General features: G+C 67.6%; 11 protein-coding genes, 4 pseudogenes and 1 CRISPR repeat array (1 of these 16 only partly in view). Of the genes and pseudogenes, 8 read left to right on the top strand and 7 right to left on the bottom strand.

Features of this window, described 5'->3' with window-relative positions; genetic code table 11:
- A CRISPR array of direct repeats spans positions 1-116; the repeat unit is 29 nt; unit sequence GGGACCAACCCCGCATGCGCGGGGACCAT; it reaches 339 nt to the left of the window's first position.
- A gap of 475 nt (positions 117-591) precedes the next feature.
- Positions 592-1,374: pseudogene (locus AB0C46_RS20060) on the top strand (transposase family protein).
- A 6-nt stretch (positions 1,375-1,380) separates the two neighbouring features.
- Here AB0C46_RS20060 and AB0C46_RS20055 read toward each other — a convergent pair.
- The 3 genes from AB0C46_RS20055 to AB0C46_RS20045 are packed head-to-tail and all read right to left on the bottom strand — an operon-like array spanning position 1,381 to position 4,070.
- Positions 1,381-2,646 (bottom strand): multidrug effflux MFS transporter, encoded by a 1,266-nt coding sequence (locus AB0C46_RS20055; RefSeq protein ID WP_362829214.1) that lies wholly within the window; start codon positions 2,644-2,646, stop codon positions 1,381-1,383.
- A 3-nt stretch (positions 2,647-2,649) separates the two neighbouring features.
- On the bottom strand, positions 2,650-3,294 hold the full coding sequence (locus tag AB0C46_RS20050) for an NAD(P)H-binding protein (protein ID WP_244416035.1): 645 nt from the start codon (positions 3,292-3,294) through the stop codon (positions 2,650-2,652).
- A 23-nt stretch (positions 3,295-3,317) separates the two neighbouring features.
- Entirely contained in the window at positions 3,318-4,070 is a 753-nt protein-coding gene (locus AB0C46_RS20045) for an MBL fold metallo-hydrolase (RefSeq protein ID WP_244416036.1), read from the bottom strand.
- An 81-nt stretch (positions 4,071-4,151) separates the two neighbouring features.
- On the opposite strand from AB0C46_RS20045, the gene AB0C46_RS20040 reads away from it, so the two are divergent.
- Positions 4,152-4,781: a helix-turn-helix domain-containing protein gene (locus AB0C46_RS20040; RefSeq protein ID WP_244416037.1), complete on the top strand. Its 630-nt coding sequence runs from the start codon at positions 4,152-4,154 to the stop codon at positions 4,779-4,781.
- 192 nt (positions 4,782-4,973) lie between these two features.
- Positions 4,974-5,539 (top strand): annotated as a pseudogene (locus AB0C46_RS20035) (transposase family protein).
- 233 nt (positions 5,540-5,772) lie between these two features.
- Here AB0C46_RS20035 and AB0C46_RS20030 read toward each other — a convergent pair.
- A complete protein-coding gene (locus AB0C46_RS20030) occupies positions 5,773-5,937 on the bottom strand; it encodes a helix-turn-helix domain-containing protein (RefSeq protein WP_362829213.1) in 165 nt (54 codons plus the stop codon).
- 399 nt (positions 5,938-6,336) lie between these two features.
- Here AB0C46_RS20030 and AB0C46_RS20025 point away from each other — a divergent pair.
- A pseudogene (locus AB0C46_RS20025) lies at positions 6,337-6,483 on the top strand (peptidase C39 family protein); the annotation flags it as partial.
- Positions 6,484-8,192: 1,709 nt separating this feature from the next.
- On the opposite strand, the gene AB0C46_RS20020 reads toward AB0C46_RS20025, so the two are convergent.
- The 3 genes from AB0C46_RS20020 to AB0C46_RS20010 form a co-directional block, all read right to left on the bottom strand.
- Entirely contained in the window at positions 8,193-8,846 is a 654-nt protein-coding gene (locus AB0C46_RS20020) for a hypothetical protein (RefSeq protein WP_362829212.1), read from the bottom strand.
- A 142-nt stretch (positions 8,847-8,988) separates the two neighbouring features.
- Positions 8,989-9,666 carry a pentapeptide repeat-containing protein gene (locus AB0C46_RS20015; RefSeq protein WP_362829211.1) on the bottom strand — a complete coding sequence of 226 codons (678 nt, stop codon included), beginning with the start codon at positions 9,664-9,666 and terminating at the stop codon, positions 8,989-8,991.
- Complete coding sequence (locus tag AB0C46_RS20010) at positions 9,617-10,108, bottom strand: hypothetical protein (RefSeq protein ID WP_362829210.1); 492 nt, start codon at positions 10,106-10,108, stop codon at positions 9,617-9,619. Before AB0C46_RS20010 ends, AB0C46_RS20015 begins: the two co-directional genes overlap by 50 nt.
- A gap of 706 nt (positions 10,109-10,814) precedes the next feature.
- Between AB0C46_RS20010 and AB0C46_RS20005 the strand changes: the two genes are divergently transcribed.
- The 4 genes and pseudogenes from AB0C46_RS20005 (at position 10,815) to AB0C46_RS19990 (ending at position 14,619) form a co-directional block, all read left to right on the top strand.
- Positions 10,815-11,033, top strand: coding sequence for a hypothetical protein (locus AB0C46_RS20005; protein ID WP_362829323.1), 219 nt, complete (start codon positions 10,815-10,817; stop codon positions 11,031-11,033).
- A 64-nt stretch (positions 11,034-11,097) separates the two neighbouring features.
- Complete coding sequence (locus AB0C46_RS20000) at positions 11,098-11,778, top strand: restriction endonuclease (protein ID WP_362829209.1); 681 nt, start codon at positions 11,098-11,100, stop codon at positions 11,776-11,778.
- Between the two features lie 77 nt (positions 11,779-11,855).
- Positions 11,856-12,122 (top strand): annotated as a pseudogene (locus AB0C46_RS19995) (transposase family protein); the annotation flags it as partial.
- 289 nt (positions 12,123-12,411) lie between these two features.
- The gene (locus tag AB0C46_RS19990) at positions 12,412-14,619 is read left to right on the top strand and encodes an NACHT domain-containing protein (RefSeq protein ID WP_362829207.1); all 2,208 of its coding nucleotides are present in this window, start codon (positions 12,412-12,414) and stop codon (positions 14,617-14,619) included.
- Positions 14,620-14,836 lie beyond the last annotated feature (217 nt).

The following is a 14,836-nucleotide window of genomic DNA, read 5'->3' as shown; positions in this document are numbered from 1 at the left end:
TACCGGCGGAGGGAAGGAGAGCGGCAGGGACCAACCCCGTATGCGCGGGGACCATCACCGACCACCCCTCAGGCGGCCGTTGGTGCCGGGACCAACCCCGCATGCGCGGGGACCATAGGTCGTGAGCTGCGGTTTCAGGAAGGCGATGAGTTGTTTTTACTTAGTTTCAGCGATTCGGACATAATGGCCTTCGAGTGGGTTGCGGGTCCGGCGAGGCGGCAGTGGTCCGCGGAGCCATTGTGGCCTGGGGTACCGCTCCGGCGCCGCACCGCTGGTACATGTTATGTCGGTGTCCCCAGGCTAATACTGGGCTCACTCTCGATCCTTCACGACGGCACTTGCCGGGATTGAGCTGGCGCCATGGGGGCGTGATGCCTGATTCGGCTTGGCCGCCCGCCGACGGTGGGCCCTCCGCAGCCGGGCTGATGGAGGTGTTGCCTGGGAGCTGTTCCGCCTACCGCAATAAGTGAGCCTTTTCCAAGCTGATGTTGCAGCTCAGGGTGGTGTGGCGGACCCGATGATCGAGGGGTGCGAGGCTCCAGATAGGACAGCTGTCGACCAAGACTCGAAGCCCCGATCGGGAGCCTCGCCGTGCTGTCCTACCCCGCCACGATTCCGTTGTCCAGCCGGACCCTGAACCACCTCGCCGACCGCATCCGCGGCCGCCGCCAGCAGCGCCGGTCCCGCTGGCGGCGCCTCGAGCCCGGTCGCCAAGCCCTGCTCGCCCTGGCCCACCTGCGCAACGGTGACACCTACACCCGCCTTGCGGCCGGCTTCCAGATCGGCGTCGCCACCGCCTGGCGCTACGTTCAGGAAGCCATCTCCCTACTCAGCGCAGCCGCCGACGGGCCTGGACACCGCCATGCGGCGCATCCGGCAGCTGGCGTACGCGATCCTGGACGGCACGCTGATCTCGATCGACCGGGTCGCCGACCAGAAGCCGTACTACTCCGGCAAACACAAACGGCACGGCGTGAACGTGCAGGTCATCGCGGACGCCGCCGGCGGGCTCGTCTGGGCGTCACCGGCATACCCGGCTCGGCGCATGATCTGACCGCCGCCCGGGCCCACGGCATCAATGACGCGCTGACCAGCGAGAAGGTGATGACCTTCGCCGACAAGGGGTACCAAGGCGCCCGCGGAAGCATCCGCACGCCGTTCAAACGACGTCGCTTCAGGCCCAAGCTGTCCCGGCGGCAGAAGGCCGTCAACCGCGCCCACGCGAAGATCCGCGCTCGCGGCGAACGGGCCATCGCTACCCTCAAAACCTGGAGAATCCTGGTCAAGCTGCGCTGCTGCCCGCGCCGAGCCACCGCAATCGTGCAGGCCACCCTCGTCCTGCACCACGTCGAGTCACCGCGTTACGAAGGATGAAACGGCTCACTGGATGCCGGCTCGTCTGCGATCGATGTGCCGGCGCGGTCGCCGGTGCCCGGCAGGTCCTTGGCGAGCCGGCCTGCGAGTGCGCTCACCGGGCATCGACCGGGTGAGGACGCCGAGTGTGAGCAGAGCGAGCGCCGGCAGCACGGCGACGATGATTCCCATCGGCAAGGCGTCGGTGGCGCCACCCGCGCCGGCCAGCGGAGCAAGTGCCCCGCCGATCATGAACTGGCTGAAGCCGAGCAGCGCGGCGGCCGACCCGGCGTGTCCGCCGTGGTCGGCCAGGGCCTGGGCCGCGGCGTTCGGCATGACGAGGCCCACGCTGGAGACCAGGACGAACAGGCCGATCAGGAGCGCGGGCAGGGGTGCCCGTGTCAGTACCGCGGCCAGAACCGTGGTGCCACCGGCTGTCGCGCCCAGCAGACCGGCGAGCAGCAGCACGCGGGCGCCGGCCCGGGCCACCAGCCGGCCGCTGATCTGGGCGGCCGCAATGAGTCCGGCGGCGTTGACGGCGAACACGGCGCTGTACTGCTGCGGTGACAGGCCGTGGATTTCCTGCAGGACGAACGGCGAGCCGGAGATGTAGGCGAACATCGCCGCGAAGACCAGGCCGTTGGCCAGGACGTACCCGGTGAAGACCCGGTCGCTGAGCAGCTGCCCGACGACAGCCAGCAGCGGCTGGCGTGACGCGGAGGACCGGGTCTCCGGCAGTCCTGCGGCGGAGGCCGCCAGCATCACGGCGCCGAGTACGGCCAGGGCCACGAAGATTCCAGGCCAGGCCGTGACGCGCAGTAGCTGGCCGCCGAGGACCGGCGCGAACACCGGCGCCAGGCCGGTGATCAAGGTCAGTGCGGAGAAGAGACGTGCGGTGCGGGTTCCGGAGGTGCGGTCGCGGACCATGGCGTTGGCGATGACGATGCCGAACGCCCCGCCGATGCCCTGGACCAGGCGTAGGCCGACGAAGGTCCGGACGTCGGGCGCCACCGCGCAGAGCGCGCTGGCGATCGTGTAGAGGGCGAGGCCCGCCAGCAACGGACGCCGCCGGCCGTAGGTGTCGCTCAGCGGCCCGGCGATCAGCTGCCCGATGGCCAGCCCGGCCAGGCAGGCGGTGATGGTGAGCTGGGTGGCCGCGGCGCTGGCGCGCAGGTCGCCGGCGAGGTCCGGCAGTCCGGGCAGGTAGCCGTCGATGGACAGTGGTCCCAGGGCCACGAGCGCTGCGAGCAGGACGATGAATCGGGTTTGCCGGCCGGCGGCGTCGTTGCTCATGGCTCAGTACGCCACGGTGATGCGGCGGCGGATCGCGGTGCCGCTCTCGATCGTGTCGGCCAAGGCGATCGCGTAGTCGGCGTACGAGATGCGGCTGTTGCCGTCGTCGTCGGTGAGCAGGGTGTCCCCGGCGCTGCGGTAGGCCCCGGTCCGCTCGCCCGCTCCGATGACTGCGGCGGGCGACACGTACGTCCAGTCGAGGTCGTGCACGCCGCGGTAGAGGTCGAGCGCTTCGGACTGGGCCTCGGCGTTGGCCTTCCACAGCGCGGGGAAGTCCGGGTCGTCCATGACCCGGGCGCCGGTCGGCGTGCGTAGGCTACCGGCACCGCCGATGGTGACCAGGCGGGTGACGCCGGCTCGGCGGAGTCCGTCGATCAGCGCACGGGCGGCACCGACGATCGTGGCGCGGTCGCTTTCCTGGCCGATCCGGGGGCCGACGGCCGAGAGCACGGCGTCGTGGGAGGCGGCGAGGCCGGCGACCGCCGCGGGGTCGGTGACGTCACCGGTGGTCACGGTCAGGGCCTTGTGCTTGAGTCCGTCGATGTGGCCGGCTCGGGTGACCGCGGTGACGGTGTGGCCGCGACGCAGTAGTTCCTCGGTGGTGGGCCGGCCGATGTTGCCGCTGGCACCGAACAGGACGATCTTCATGTGTTGCTCCTTGTTTCTGATGGTCAGAGGACGGGCTGGCCGTCGGCGATGATGGCCGCGGTGATGCCGCGCTCGTCGGCGGCGTGCTGGAAGCGCTGCTCGATGTCGGGTTGTTCGGTGTAGAACGGCGGGTTGTGGAACAGGCCGTAGTGCATGGCGCAGACGGTGCCGGCGCCGAGTGCGACGGCGGCCTCGACGCCCTGCTCGGGGGTCATGGTCGCCGGGACGTTGGCCGCGTAGCCCTCGAAGTGGGCGATGACGCCGTTGACCGGGACGAACGCGACGTCGAACGGGCCGTGGTCGCGGGCGATCTGCCACCAGCTGCCGTGCCACTGGGTGTCGCCGCAGTGGATGACCCGCCGGCCGGTGCCTTCGACGACCCAGGCGACCTGGTCACAGTCGTTGCCGCGCCAGTCCAGCGAGGTCACCGGGGTGACGGTCAGCTTTCCGATGCGGCGTGACTGGCCCAGGTCCTGGGCGACGGGGGTGATGCCCACCTCGTGCAGCGCCGCCGCACTCGGGGTGTGGCAACCGATCGTGCCGGTGGCCGCGATCCGGGCGATCAGGTCGTGGTCGTAGTGGTCGGGGTGCAGGTGGGTGATGAGGGCGTGGGTGCCGGGCGGGGTATCGACCGGGTCGACCGGCCGGTGCGGCGGCCCCATCACCGGCGCCAGCGGAGCGACGTTCTCGAGCGGATCGATCAGCAGGCGGGTGTCGCCGAGACGGATCTCGACGCCGGCCCAGGCCAGCCGACGCACGGAAAGGGTGGGGGTCATGGGCAGCGACGCTAGACCGACGTTGTTGAGAAAGTCAACAAGAGAGTTTTGAATCTCAACACCACGATGTAGGGTGGTGGCATGCGCACCTACGGGCAGTACTGCGGCATCGCGAAAGCACTGGACACCATCGGCGACCGATGGACCCTGCTGATCGTCCGTGAACTGCTCGCCCTGGGTCCTTGCCGGCACACCGACCTGCGCAACGGGCTGCCCGGGATCGCCAGCAACCTGCTGGTCGACCGGCTCCGCGAACTCGAGGAAGCCGGCCTGATCCACCGCGAGGCCGCCCCGCCGCCGGTGGCCACCACCCTGTTCTCCCTCACCGAGCGTGGCCGCGCGCTCGAGCCGGTGCTGCAGGAACTGAGCCGGTGGGGCGTGCCGCTGTTGCGTGAGCCGGGCGGCAACGACACCTTCCGCACCCACTGGCTGGACATGCCCGCCCGGGCACTGACCGACCACCGCCCCGACCAGCCGGCAATCGCCCTGCAACTGCACGCCGACGGCAACGAAGACCTGGTCATCGAAGTCAAGGACGGCTCGGTGCACACACACGCCGGCCGGGTCGACCACCCCACCGCGTCACTGACCGGACCGCCGCACCTGCTGGCCGCCACCCTGCTCGGCGACCTCGATCTGAGCGCCGCAGTACAGCAAGGCCTGCGGCTCAGCGGCGAACACGAGGCAGTAATGCGCATCCTGCCCCGCTGAACGACCGGCCGGTCGCGAGACTGCGACCTCAAGCTCTACCGAGTCTGCGCCGGTCTCAAAAACGGTCCATTGAGCGTTTTCCCACTGGCTTTGGGCAGCTGAGGGCGCGTATCGGGGTAGAGCGCGGGGTCGGGTGAGGCTCCCGGTAAGACAAGCAATCGACCAAGAAAGATGCCCCTCCCGGGAGCCTCGTTGCTGTCCTACCCTGCCGCGATCCCGCTGTCCACCCGATTGCTGAACCACCTCGCCGACCTGATCCGCACCCATCGCCAGCAACGCCGATCACACTGGCGCCGCCTCAAAGCCGGCCGTCAAGCGCTCCTGGCGCTGGCCCACCTTCGCAACGGCGACACGTTCACCCGGCTGGCCGCCGGCTTCCAGATCGGGGTGGCCGCCGCTGGGCCTCGGCCGCGCTGCCGGGCTCGACACACGACCTGACCGCCGCCCGGACCCGTGGCATCATCGACGCGCTGACCAGCGCGACGGTGATGACCTTTGCGGACAAGGCCTATCAAGGCGCCGGCGGCGCCGTGCGTACACCGTTCAAGCGGCACCGCCACCGGCCGAAACTGTCAGCCCGGCAGAAGGCCGTGAACAAGGCCCACGCCCGCATCCGCGCCCGTTACGAACGTGCCGTCGCCACCTTGAAAACGTGGAAGCTGCTGACCAAGCTGCGCTGCAGCCCATCCCGGACGACCACGATCGTGCAGGCCATCCTCGCCCTGCACCACGTTGAGAACCCGACCTACCGAGGTTGAAAAACCCTCAGTGGATGGCTTCCCTTGAGGCCCTCGCTGGCCGGGGACATCCCGGGGACTTTTCGGGGACTTTCAACCCTGTCCCAGGGACCTTCCGTGGACTTTCCGCCGGGTAAGCAGGGAAGGCCCTGACAGCGCTGAAAGTCACGAACGCGCTGGTCAGGGCCTATTTTCCTAGCGCTCGATGATGTCCACTGGGAGCCCGCCGCGGGCCGTCTCCTTGTACTTGACGTTCATGCGACCCCCTGTTCGCGGCAATTTTCTTCCATCCAGGTCTTGATCTCGCTGGGCCAGAACCGCAGTTGTTGGCCCACGCGAAAGCTGGGGATGGCCTGCTTCTCGTGATTGTCGTAAACCCAGGAGGTGGGCTTTCCGAGAAAGTTCGCCAGAGCCGGCACGGTCCACATCCTTTGATCCATCGCTGCTCACCTCCGTAGGTCGGGAGTGCGACAGGATAAGGATGGATTACGGCCGCACCAAACGGCCCGTACAGCGCCACTTGACCTTCATGGGCCCGTCGTCGCAGGCGTCTGTGCGCGAGATGGGCGTGGGCGTCGGGGTGACACACAGTGAAGAATGCCCATCTCGTCCGTCTCGGTGCTGTCCAAGGTTCGGCCTTCAGTGCCAGAAGCCAGCACCGATCCAGCACAACGCCCCCGAACGGACCGGAAGGGGCGGCAGCGGAAGTCAGCACGAACTCAGCACGGTCCGGCTCGGGCTCGTTCGGGGCGAACGAGCCCGAGCCGTTGACCTGCATGTTTGTCATCGTCTCCGGCGTCTGCTACCTGCCCGCCTCCCAGTTCGAGAACATCTGGCTGCGGACGAAGCGCAAGAACGCCGAAGGCAAGGTCGTCGGCGGAACCGGCGGCGTCTGCTACCTGTGCTTCCCGGCCAGGCCGGCACCGACTCAGCGCCGGGTACTCGCGGAGCTGGGAATCCGCTGAGTAGGGGCACCCGTAGGTGGCCTCGCGCCGACGGTGCTGATGCCCTGACGGCAGGCAGCGCTCACTGCCGTCGAGAGTGAGGCGGCCGTACCGGTCCACCGTGATCTTGATCGAGCTGTGGCCCATCCAGCGCGAGACCTCGTGGGTCCGAATGGGCAGCCGTTCGGCAAGCGGCTCCAGGGTGGCGGGCGCCGGTATATCGCGCCATTCGCCCTCTTTCCGATGCTTCAAGGGGGCGCAGAGGGCAACGTACTTACCTGAAGAATTCTTGATGCGCACAACCTGTCGCCGGCAACGCAACGTGCCGTCGAAGATGTCCTCTGGAAAGACTCCCAGTGACTCTCCGATACGCAATCCACAGCACGCCATGAGCCACACAGCAGGCTCCAGGCGTGGACCAATCTCCTTGGCCAGGGCTGAGATCTCATCGAAGCTGGGAAGTGCCCTCTCATCCACTTGCATGATGGAGTTGGCAGGCTTCTCAGCCTGTTTGACCGGATTCTCGCGGATCCTCTTGTGGCGAACCGCGTGAGAGAACATGCCCGACAGAGCAATGCGGCGGGAATCTATCGTGTTGGGCATCGCGCCCTGTCGGCGCCAGAGCGCGTACAGCTCCTCCACGTCGGCCGCAGTGACCTGGGAGATGGTCTTCTTCCCCAGCTGCGGGAGGACGTGTAGACGCATGATGCGCTCGTAGGACTCCTCCGTGCCGGCCGCCATGGGCTTCAGAGCGAGCCAGTCGGCCGAATAGCGCCGCACCGGCACCGTGCCGGCAGAAGGATCGACGTAGCTGTTCTCCCGCTTGTCGTTCTCCATCTTGGTGGCGAAGTTCACCGCGTCCTTCTTGCGGTCGAAAGACTTCTCACGCTGCCGAGCGCTACGCCCACCGGGCTCCCGGTACCGTACGAGCCATCGCCTGCCGGGCGCACCAACGCCTTTATCTACTACCGTCGCCAAATCTCGCGCCAATCCGTCCGAGCGTCATCGACGGGTCTTCCCGCCAGGGTGTGTTGTTGTAGCTCGGAATTCCGGCCGCGCCAAATGAGGGCTTGGGTTGATGATTTGGCTACGCGGCAACTTGGGGGAGGGTCTTGAGTTGGGTCATTGAGGATGGGGCTCCGAAGCGTGCCGTTGAGGCGCTCTGCAGCGTCCGTGCGGCCGCAGGGTTGGGGCGGTGGTGGTTGGGGGGACGGGTAATGCACGGAAAGGAGTGCAATGATCACGGGATGTCACAGGTGGACGCGCGGAGAGAAGTTCGCGGTCGGCGCGAGCATTGCTCGGCTTCCCATGTCCGGCCCGGTCAACTGACGACGTGGCTGGGACTCCTCACGAAAGGCCCTGGGTATGCTGCAGACGTCAGAGGTCGAGCTGTACCCGGCGTACAGGCCGACTCGTCCGCCGCCACCTGCGACTCTTCCCCGGGAAGGGCCTCTGACCTGCGTCGGAAGCCCTTTCCGGTCTGTCACGGGCTTGCCGTCTTACGCGGCGGAAAGTCCCTTGGAAGTCCCTCGGACAGCACTGAAAGTCCCTGAAAAGTCCCCGGAACTCCCTCGGACACCCGGGCTGCTCACCGCTGGGCCTACCAGTCGACTGTCGTCCTTCGGCACCCCAAGGGGTAGATCGTCTGTCGAGCAGCCAGGTGACTGGCTCAACGCACCCCGATCGGCTGAGACACGAACCACCGCTATGCCGACGGCAACGGCCGCTGTTCACAAGCGGTCCGTGAGATCGGGGCCCCGTCCGTCGATGACATCGGGCATTTCGATGCCGTGGCCTTCAGCGCGTCCGAAGTAGGTTGCGTCGCCCGCCACCGCCGTCGTCCCGAGAAGCGCATCGAGTTCCCCGAGAGCCGCAGCGAGCCTGGGTGCATTGCGCTTGTAGATTTCCGGGTGCGGAAAACCTCTGAAGTCGAAATGGCCCCAGATGTCATGGAAAACCGCCACGTCGGTCGTGAGCTGGTGCTCATCCGGATCGACGCTCAACACTGCAAGATCCTGCTCGTGCCGCTCCTCGCCCTGCGCGTCGAACCACGTTCCGCGTCCGGACGCACTGAGGTTTCCGACCTGGGCATCCGGGTGGCCCGAAGGCTGGCTTCGCTCAATTCGCTGGGTGAGGTCGGCGGGGTCGAACATCCCCATCAGTGGGAGCGTCGTCTCGATGCCGATGCCGATGCCGATGCCGATGCCGCCGTAGACGAACCAGAGCCATTCCACCTGGCTCGGCTCCAAGAGGCCGTGATCCCGCAGCAACGCGGACATGCGCGCCGCCGTCCTGAGCGCGGACTCCAGACCGGGCTCCACCTCGTCATTCAGGTCCCAGATCCACAAGCCGCACTCTCCCGGCGCGCGCATCAGCATGGCCATCGAACTTCCTGTTTCAGCCCGGTGAGCCCCCCGAAGTGGGGCTCACCGAACTTGCCCTGGGTGTAGTGCCGAGTGCGGAGGACTGTGGCGAGCGCTCTGTGGATCTCCTGCATTGCCCTGTCGTGAACTCCGGGGCGTGGCCCTACTGCGGTGTGCGGTACGGAGGAAGTACCCGTACCTGCCCACCCCGCTCAGCGATCCATGCCTCGAGTTCGGTGCCGGCCAGTTCTCGGGACGATTCGCCACTGAAGACGGTGACCGGCCCGAAAACGGTGCCTGTCAAGCCACGCATCACCGTGGAGTCGTCGGCCTTGATCTCGAAGATGTTCTCGTCAAGGACGGCATCGGTCAGGTCCGCCCCCCTCATGTCGGTGTCGATCAGCGAAGCACCGAGGAACCTCGTTGTGCGGAAGCTCGCTCCCGACGCGTCGGTACCGTACAGCGAAGCCCCGACCATGTCCGTCCCGTTGAGCCGCGCCGTTCGGAGCACGGCCTCGTCCAGGTTCGCCTTGACGAGATCCGCTCCGGTCAGATCCGCCCCGGTCAGATCCGCCGACTGAAGGTCGGCCCGGTAGAAGGACGCGCCGACAAGTCGCACGCCCACGAGAACCGCATCGGTGAACCACGCGTTCGAGAAGTCCCCACCCGAGAGGTCGGCGCCCCGGAAGTCGCGCTCCATGCCATTGAGGTTATATTCCTCCGAGGCGAGCCATTCCTGCAGTTGCCGCGTGGCTTCCGGATCGGCCGGGAGCGCAGTCGGCTTCCAGTTCTTACGGGTACCAGATGACACGATCTCCCCAACCACGGCTTTCAACGACATCCTTGATGCTGTCGATTGCCGCTTGATTTGCGTTCCGAGCGTCGATAATAACTATACGTCCACGTTTTTCGATCTGCTTCGCCAGCTGCTTGTTGACCCAAGCCTCGTTATTGGCCGGGTCGTACGCACCCTTGAACGGCTGAGACTTGTCACGCACGTTGTTGAAGGGGGGATAGTCGGAGTGGACGCCCTTGATGTCATAGTACTCGCCGGTGGATTCGGAATAGAATTCACCCTTGTCGGCCAGCTCCGGGCGACGGATGTCCGCCGGGAGGCGGCCACTCTCCCGTAGATCGAGGCCGACTCGAGCCTCATCCATCGATTTGTCGTCGATCTGATTCTTGTGATCAGGATCATGCTTCAGGTGACAGAATTCCTCTGGAGCCCGATTTTCGACTTCATCGAGGTGGCCCCAGTGCGCCGCTCTTTCCTCCGCCGTCAACGCCGGAATCGGCTCGTTCGCACGCTCGCCGGGCTCGCCGACTCGGTCGGACCAGTCGGAGGGGGCGTGGCTGCCGCCGTCCGGCCCGTCCCCAGAGCTACCTTCGGTACCACGGCCGTCGTGGTCACCACCGCTTGCTCCGTCGTGTGCAGGCGCGTCAGGTTCGCTGCCAGGGTTGTCGGTTGATGGGCCGTGGTTTCCGCCTGTGCTGTGCCCGTCGCCGTGACCGCCGGAGGAGCCATCGCCGTGGTGGGGACGCTAGAACCCTGACGCTAGCGTCAAGGTCAAGCCGGCGAGTATGCCGAGCGGCCACTCCCGGGGTGGGAACGGCCGCCGACGGGGACGGGAGCAATGAGGAGGCCCTCGCCGATGGCCGACGTGGCAGGAAGCGCCCGTAGCCACCTGCCGCCTACCAGGTCGTCGTGCTGTCCCTCGGCCGAGGGGCCGGTCCCCCTCCCCTCCGGAGAGGGCACCCCGGATTCTGGTCCGCAGTGAGGGACGGATCCCACGCCGCTGCGGAGCCGGCAGACGGGCGCGAGAGCCGGTGGTCGCAGACCGCACGCTGATCACTGCAGGATCCAGCCAGGAGATCGCTATATCGCCAATTGCCACTGACTTCCCCATAACGCCGCAGTGCCAGGGCTACACATGAGGCTGGCATGAACGCGCGGTCCTGCGGCGCGGTGAGGCTGTGCTCGGGGGAGGTCTGGACGCTTGCTCACGATCAAACGTAGTCGTACTGCTCGCTGTCATCGTCGTCCCGCGGCTGCGTCGCCGGACCGAGGCCAGGAGCCGGGCCGACGAGAAGCCGACCGTGGTCATCGTGCCGGCGCTGGGTGTGCTGATCGCCCCGACGCCCGCGGGGCACGGAATCCTGGACTTCCGCACCCAACTGGTCAACGGCGTTACGCGCGCCGGACTGTGAACCGACGTCCGGCCGGCTCCGAGACCTCGCCGGCCCCGAACCGCACGACCGCATAGGGGGACCCTTGGCCGCACCAGCACGACGACGTCGTCCTGCCCGCACCCGCCGGCCCGCAAGGAAACCGCGCCGCCGGACCGTCCGACGGCGTGCACGTCAGGCGTCCACCAACCGCGTCATCGCCGCCGCCTTCGTCCTGGCGCTCGTCATCGCGGCCTTCCGGGAATACCCGGTCATCAGCAGTCTCGTGACCGCTCTGGCCCTGGCCGCGACCACGGTCTACTTCCTCGCCGGCACTGGGCGCCTGCGCCTCCTCGCGCGTCCCGCTGGCGGCCGAGCGGACGTCACCCACAGCATCGCCGCCTACCAGCACCTGACCGGCCCGCAGTTCGAGCACGCCATCGCCGACCTCGCACGCCGCGACCCCGCAGTCCGCACTGCCACCGTCTCCGGGGGCAGCAACGACCGCGCTCTCGACGTCCTCGTCCAGCTCGCCGACGGCCGCCGCGTCGCCGTCCAGTGCAAGCGCCATGCCCCGAAGAACAGGGTCGGGGCCCCCGTCATCTACGCCGTCAACGGCACCTACCGCGCCTACCACCGCTGCGACCAGGCCGTCATCGTCACCACCAGCTCGTTCACCCCCGACGCGCAACGCGCCAACGCAGAACTCGATCACCCGCTGCGCCTCATCGACGGCCGCGCACTCGCCCGGTGGGTCTGCGGGGGCCGCCCGCCCTGGGGCGCCTGACCCCCATGGGCACGGCGCAGGGCGGCTTCGTCGCGTACGCACCAGACGGGCAGCGGGGTCTCGCAGGTCAGTACACCACCGCGGTGGTCAGCCTGCTCGCCGCGCGGGCACCGGGCCTGCTGAAGGTCTTGCGGGAGAGCGATCCGGAATTCGTGCTGCTGGACGGCACCCTCGCGGAGTGCGACCGCGTCGGCGACAGCCGCGCCGACTACTCCGCCAGGCACCGCCAGCACGGCGTGAACGTCCAGGTCGTCACCGACCCGGGCGGGCACGTTCGGTGGATCTCACCGGCGCTCCCGCGCCGGACCCACGAGCTGACCGCCGCCCACACGCACCGCATCATCCACGGAAAACCGGGGATCTGATTCAGGCGACGAGAGGGTGCTGCGGTGGCCTGCTGGGAAGCTCACCTCGTGTATGCGGTCCGAGCCGGACAATCTGATGCAGAGATAGTAAAAGGTGCCCCTGGGCTACCGGGGCGATGCGAGTGTCGACGCCATAACCGATGCAGGAAAAGGTGGACCTTCTCGGGGCCAGGTGCCCCCGGGGGCGGGGTGCCGGCAACAACGGCCCCGTGGACACCGTTTCGGCGCTCAGTTCCTGAACAACGAAGCCTTTGGTGAGGATGGGCACATGGGGGCGGCACTTCACACGTGGTGGAGATGGTTGGCGCTGACGGTGGTGGCCGTGGGGGTGGCGGTCACCATAGCTGTTCGGGCGGGAACCGGGGAGGTGGACCCAGGCGGGTTGGCGGTCGGGCTGGTCAGCCTGATGCTGGCGATGGTGGGCCTGCACCAGGCGACGCGCTCCCAGGCCTGGCAGGACACCGACACCGCCGGACTCGCCGACCGCCTCTCCGTCGACATCAGGAAGCGCGAGGAGGAAGCCCGCCGGAGACTCCTCGGCGGCAGCGACCGCACCATCAACGTCGAGTTCACCTTCCTGCCCTCCCCTGCCCACCACGCCACAGGCGCAGCACCCCACGGCACGTTGGAGGAAGCCGCTGCCTACTACCGTGCTCTACAGCCCGGCCGCCTCGTTATCACCGGCGCGCCCGGAGCCGGCAAGACCGTACTTGCCCTCCATCTCATGCTGCTTCTCCTCGCCGACCGGGCGCCGGGCGGTCCCGTTCCGGTACGCCTGTCGTTATCCACCTTCGACCCCAGCCGGAATACGCTCGAGGCGTGGCTCGCCGAGCATCTCGCCCGTACCCACCGGTTGCGCCCCACCGCAGCAGCCGCCCTCGTCGCCGCCCGACTGGTCCTCCCTGTGCTTGACGGGCTCGACGAAATGGATGCCAGTGAGACTCCCGGGCACGGCTCCCGCGCTGCAGCCGCATTGGAGGCGATGAACACCTACCTCCACGGCACCACCAAGGGCCAGCTTGTCCTCACCTGCCGCAGCACCTCCTATGCCGCTCTGGGAGAGGCGGATCTGTGGGCGCAGGACGCCTCCCGTATCGACATCGCCCCCGTCAGCCTGGCGGCGACCGAGGCGTTCGTCACCGCCCGCGCCTGCAACCCGGACCGCTGGGTCCCCGTCCTGAACAGACTCCGCGCCGCCCCGGCCAGTCCACTGGCTCGGGGCCTCTCCACACCCTGGCGGCTGACCGTAGCCCTCGCCGTCTACGACGAACGCCACCCCGACGGGAGCTGGGTCCGTGATCCCGCGGACCTCCTCAAGCCCACCCTGCAGACCCCCGAGCAGGTCCGAGACCACCTGCTGAATCTGTACATCCTGACGGCTTCCTCGACGGGCGGCACGACAGCGCCCTACAACCGGCTGCAGGTACGCACCTGGCTGACAGTCCTCGCCCGCTACCTGCACACCAACACCACCAGCGCCGGCGAAGTGGCCGGACGGCGTCTATCAGGCACCGACCTCGTACTCCATGAACTGTGGCCGCTCACCGGCCACCGCCGCGCCCGCACCGTCCACGTCCTGCTGACCATCGCGGTGTGGGCCACCGCTGACCTGCCTGCCGCCCTGCTCGATAGCTGGCACGTGTACGCCAGGAACGTGACACTCATGGTGGTGGGCAGTCTTCTCGTAGCAATCCCTCCCTGGCCCATTCCGTCTCGACTGGAACGAGTAACTGCCAGAACCCCTGTTGGAAGACGCCAGTTCGTGAACGGGCTTGTGGGTGGGCTCTTCTGGGGAGCGCTCATCGTCGTGGTCGACATGGGGAATGTGATCGGGCCGGTGATCGGGCTCGTATACGGATCGGTGGTGGGGGTCGCTGGTGGAGCGATGGTCGGAGCCGGGCTGGCCGGCGTGCTCTCGGACACACCCGAAGTGCGCAGGTCACACGGAAACGCGTCGCCGCGCGGCATGGTGCGGGACGACCTGGTGACCGGGTTGGCGACCGGCCTCGTGGTCGGGCTCGGCTTCGTCCCTTTCTATTGGTTCGCCCTGGGCCCCGTTTTCGCGCTCGGGGCAGTATTCATCTACATGCTTCTGTTCGGTTTCGGCGGCGGGCGTGTGCTCGCAATCCTCTACAACCGCCTGTTCAGATGCGGTTACCGGGGCGCGCTCGACTCGCTGTTCAGGCCCTGGCGTGCGTTCGGACCCCTGTTCAGGACCGGCGCCGGCCCAGCCCTCGGCGCCGCAGGTGTCCGCTACATAGCCTTCCTCCTCTGCACCCGCCCCTGGTGGTCCAACCAGCCACTGCCCTGGCGCCTCGGCCGTTTCCTCGACTGGTGCTGCGACGTGGGTCTGACGCGCACCGCCGGGATCGCCTACCAGTTCCGCCACCGCGAGCTGCAAGACTTCCTCACCCGCGACCACATCCACCACGACCCGCCGAACCACCCCACGTCTGCACAAATGCCACGCCCCTGAGCTTGCCCTACGACGGATACCGGGACACGGCGCTCGGTCGTGCTCACGATTCCTCCAGGCTGCTTGTTGCCGTGGTCAGACGAGGTCGGCGGAGCTGATGTCCTCCCGTCCGTCTGCGGCTCTGGGGCGTGACGCATCAATCGCCCAGCGTGAATTGGGTGTGTCCTGTCCGCCCCCTGTACGTCCCTTGGCTCACCGCTAACCAGCGCTCCGCGAA

Origin of the sequence: Streptomyces sp. NPDC048637, assembly GCF_040650675.1 — a bacterium.
In the GTDB taxonomy this organism is placed as follows: domain Bacteria; phylum Actinomycetota; class Actinomycetes; order Streptomycetales; family Streptomycetaceae; genus Streptomyces.
Note: the sequence above shows the minus strand (reverse complement) of the source record. Positions and strands in the feature narration are given on the sequence as shown.

Coding starts and splice junctions, on each gene's coding strand:
- AB0C46_RS20015 (WP_362829211.1), bottom strand. CDS start 9,666: ATGTCGTTGAAAGCCGTGGTTGGGGAGATCGTGTCATCTGGTACCCGT.
- AB0C46_RS19990 (WP_362829207.1), top strand. CDS start 12,412: ATGGGGGCGGCACTTCACACGTGGTGGAGATGGTTGGCGCTGACGGTG.
- AB0C46_RS20040 (WP_244416037.1), top strand. CDS start 4,152: ATGCGCACCTACGGGCAGTACTGCGGCATCGCGAAAGCACTGGACACC.
- AB0C46_RS20055 (WP_362829214.1), bottom strand. CDS start 2,646: ATGAGCAACGACGCCGCCGGCCGGCAAACCCGATTCATCGTCCTGCTC.
- AB0C46_RS20020 (WP_362829212.1), bottom strand. CDS start 8,846: ATGGCCATGCTGATGCGCGCGCCGGGAGAGTGCGGCTTGTGGATCTGG.
- AB0C46_RS20045 (WP_244416036.1), bottom strand. CDS start 4,070: ATGACCCCCACCCTTTCCGTGCGTCGGCTGGCCTGGGCCGGCGTCGAG.
- AB0C46_RS20050 (WP_244416035.1), bottom strand. CDS start 3,294: ATGAAGATCGTCCTGTTCGGTGCCAGCGGCAACATCGGCCGGCCCACC.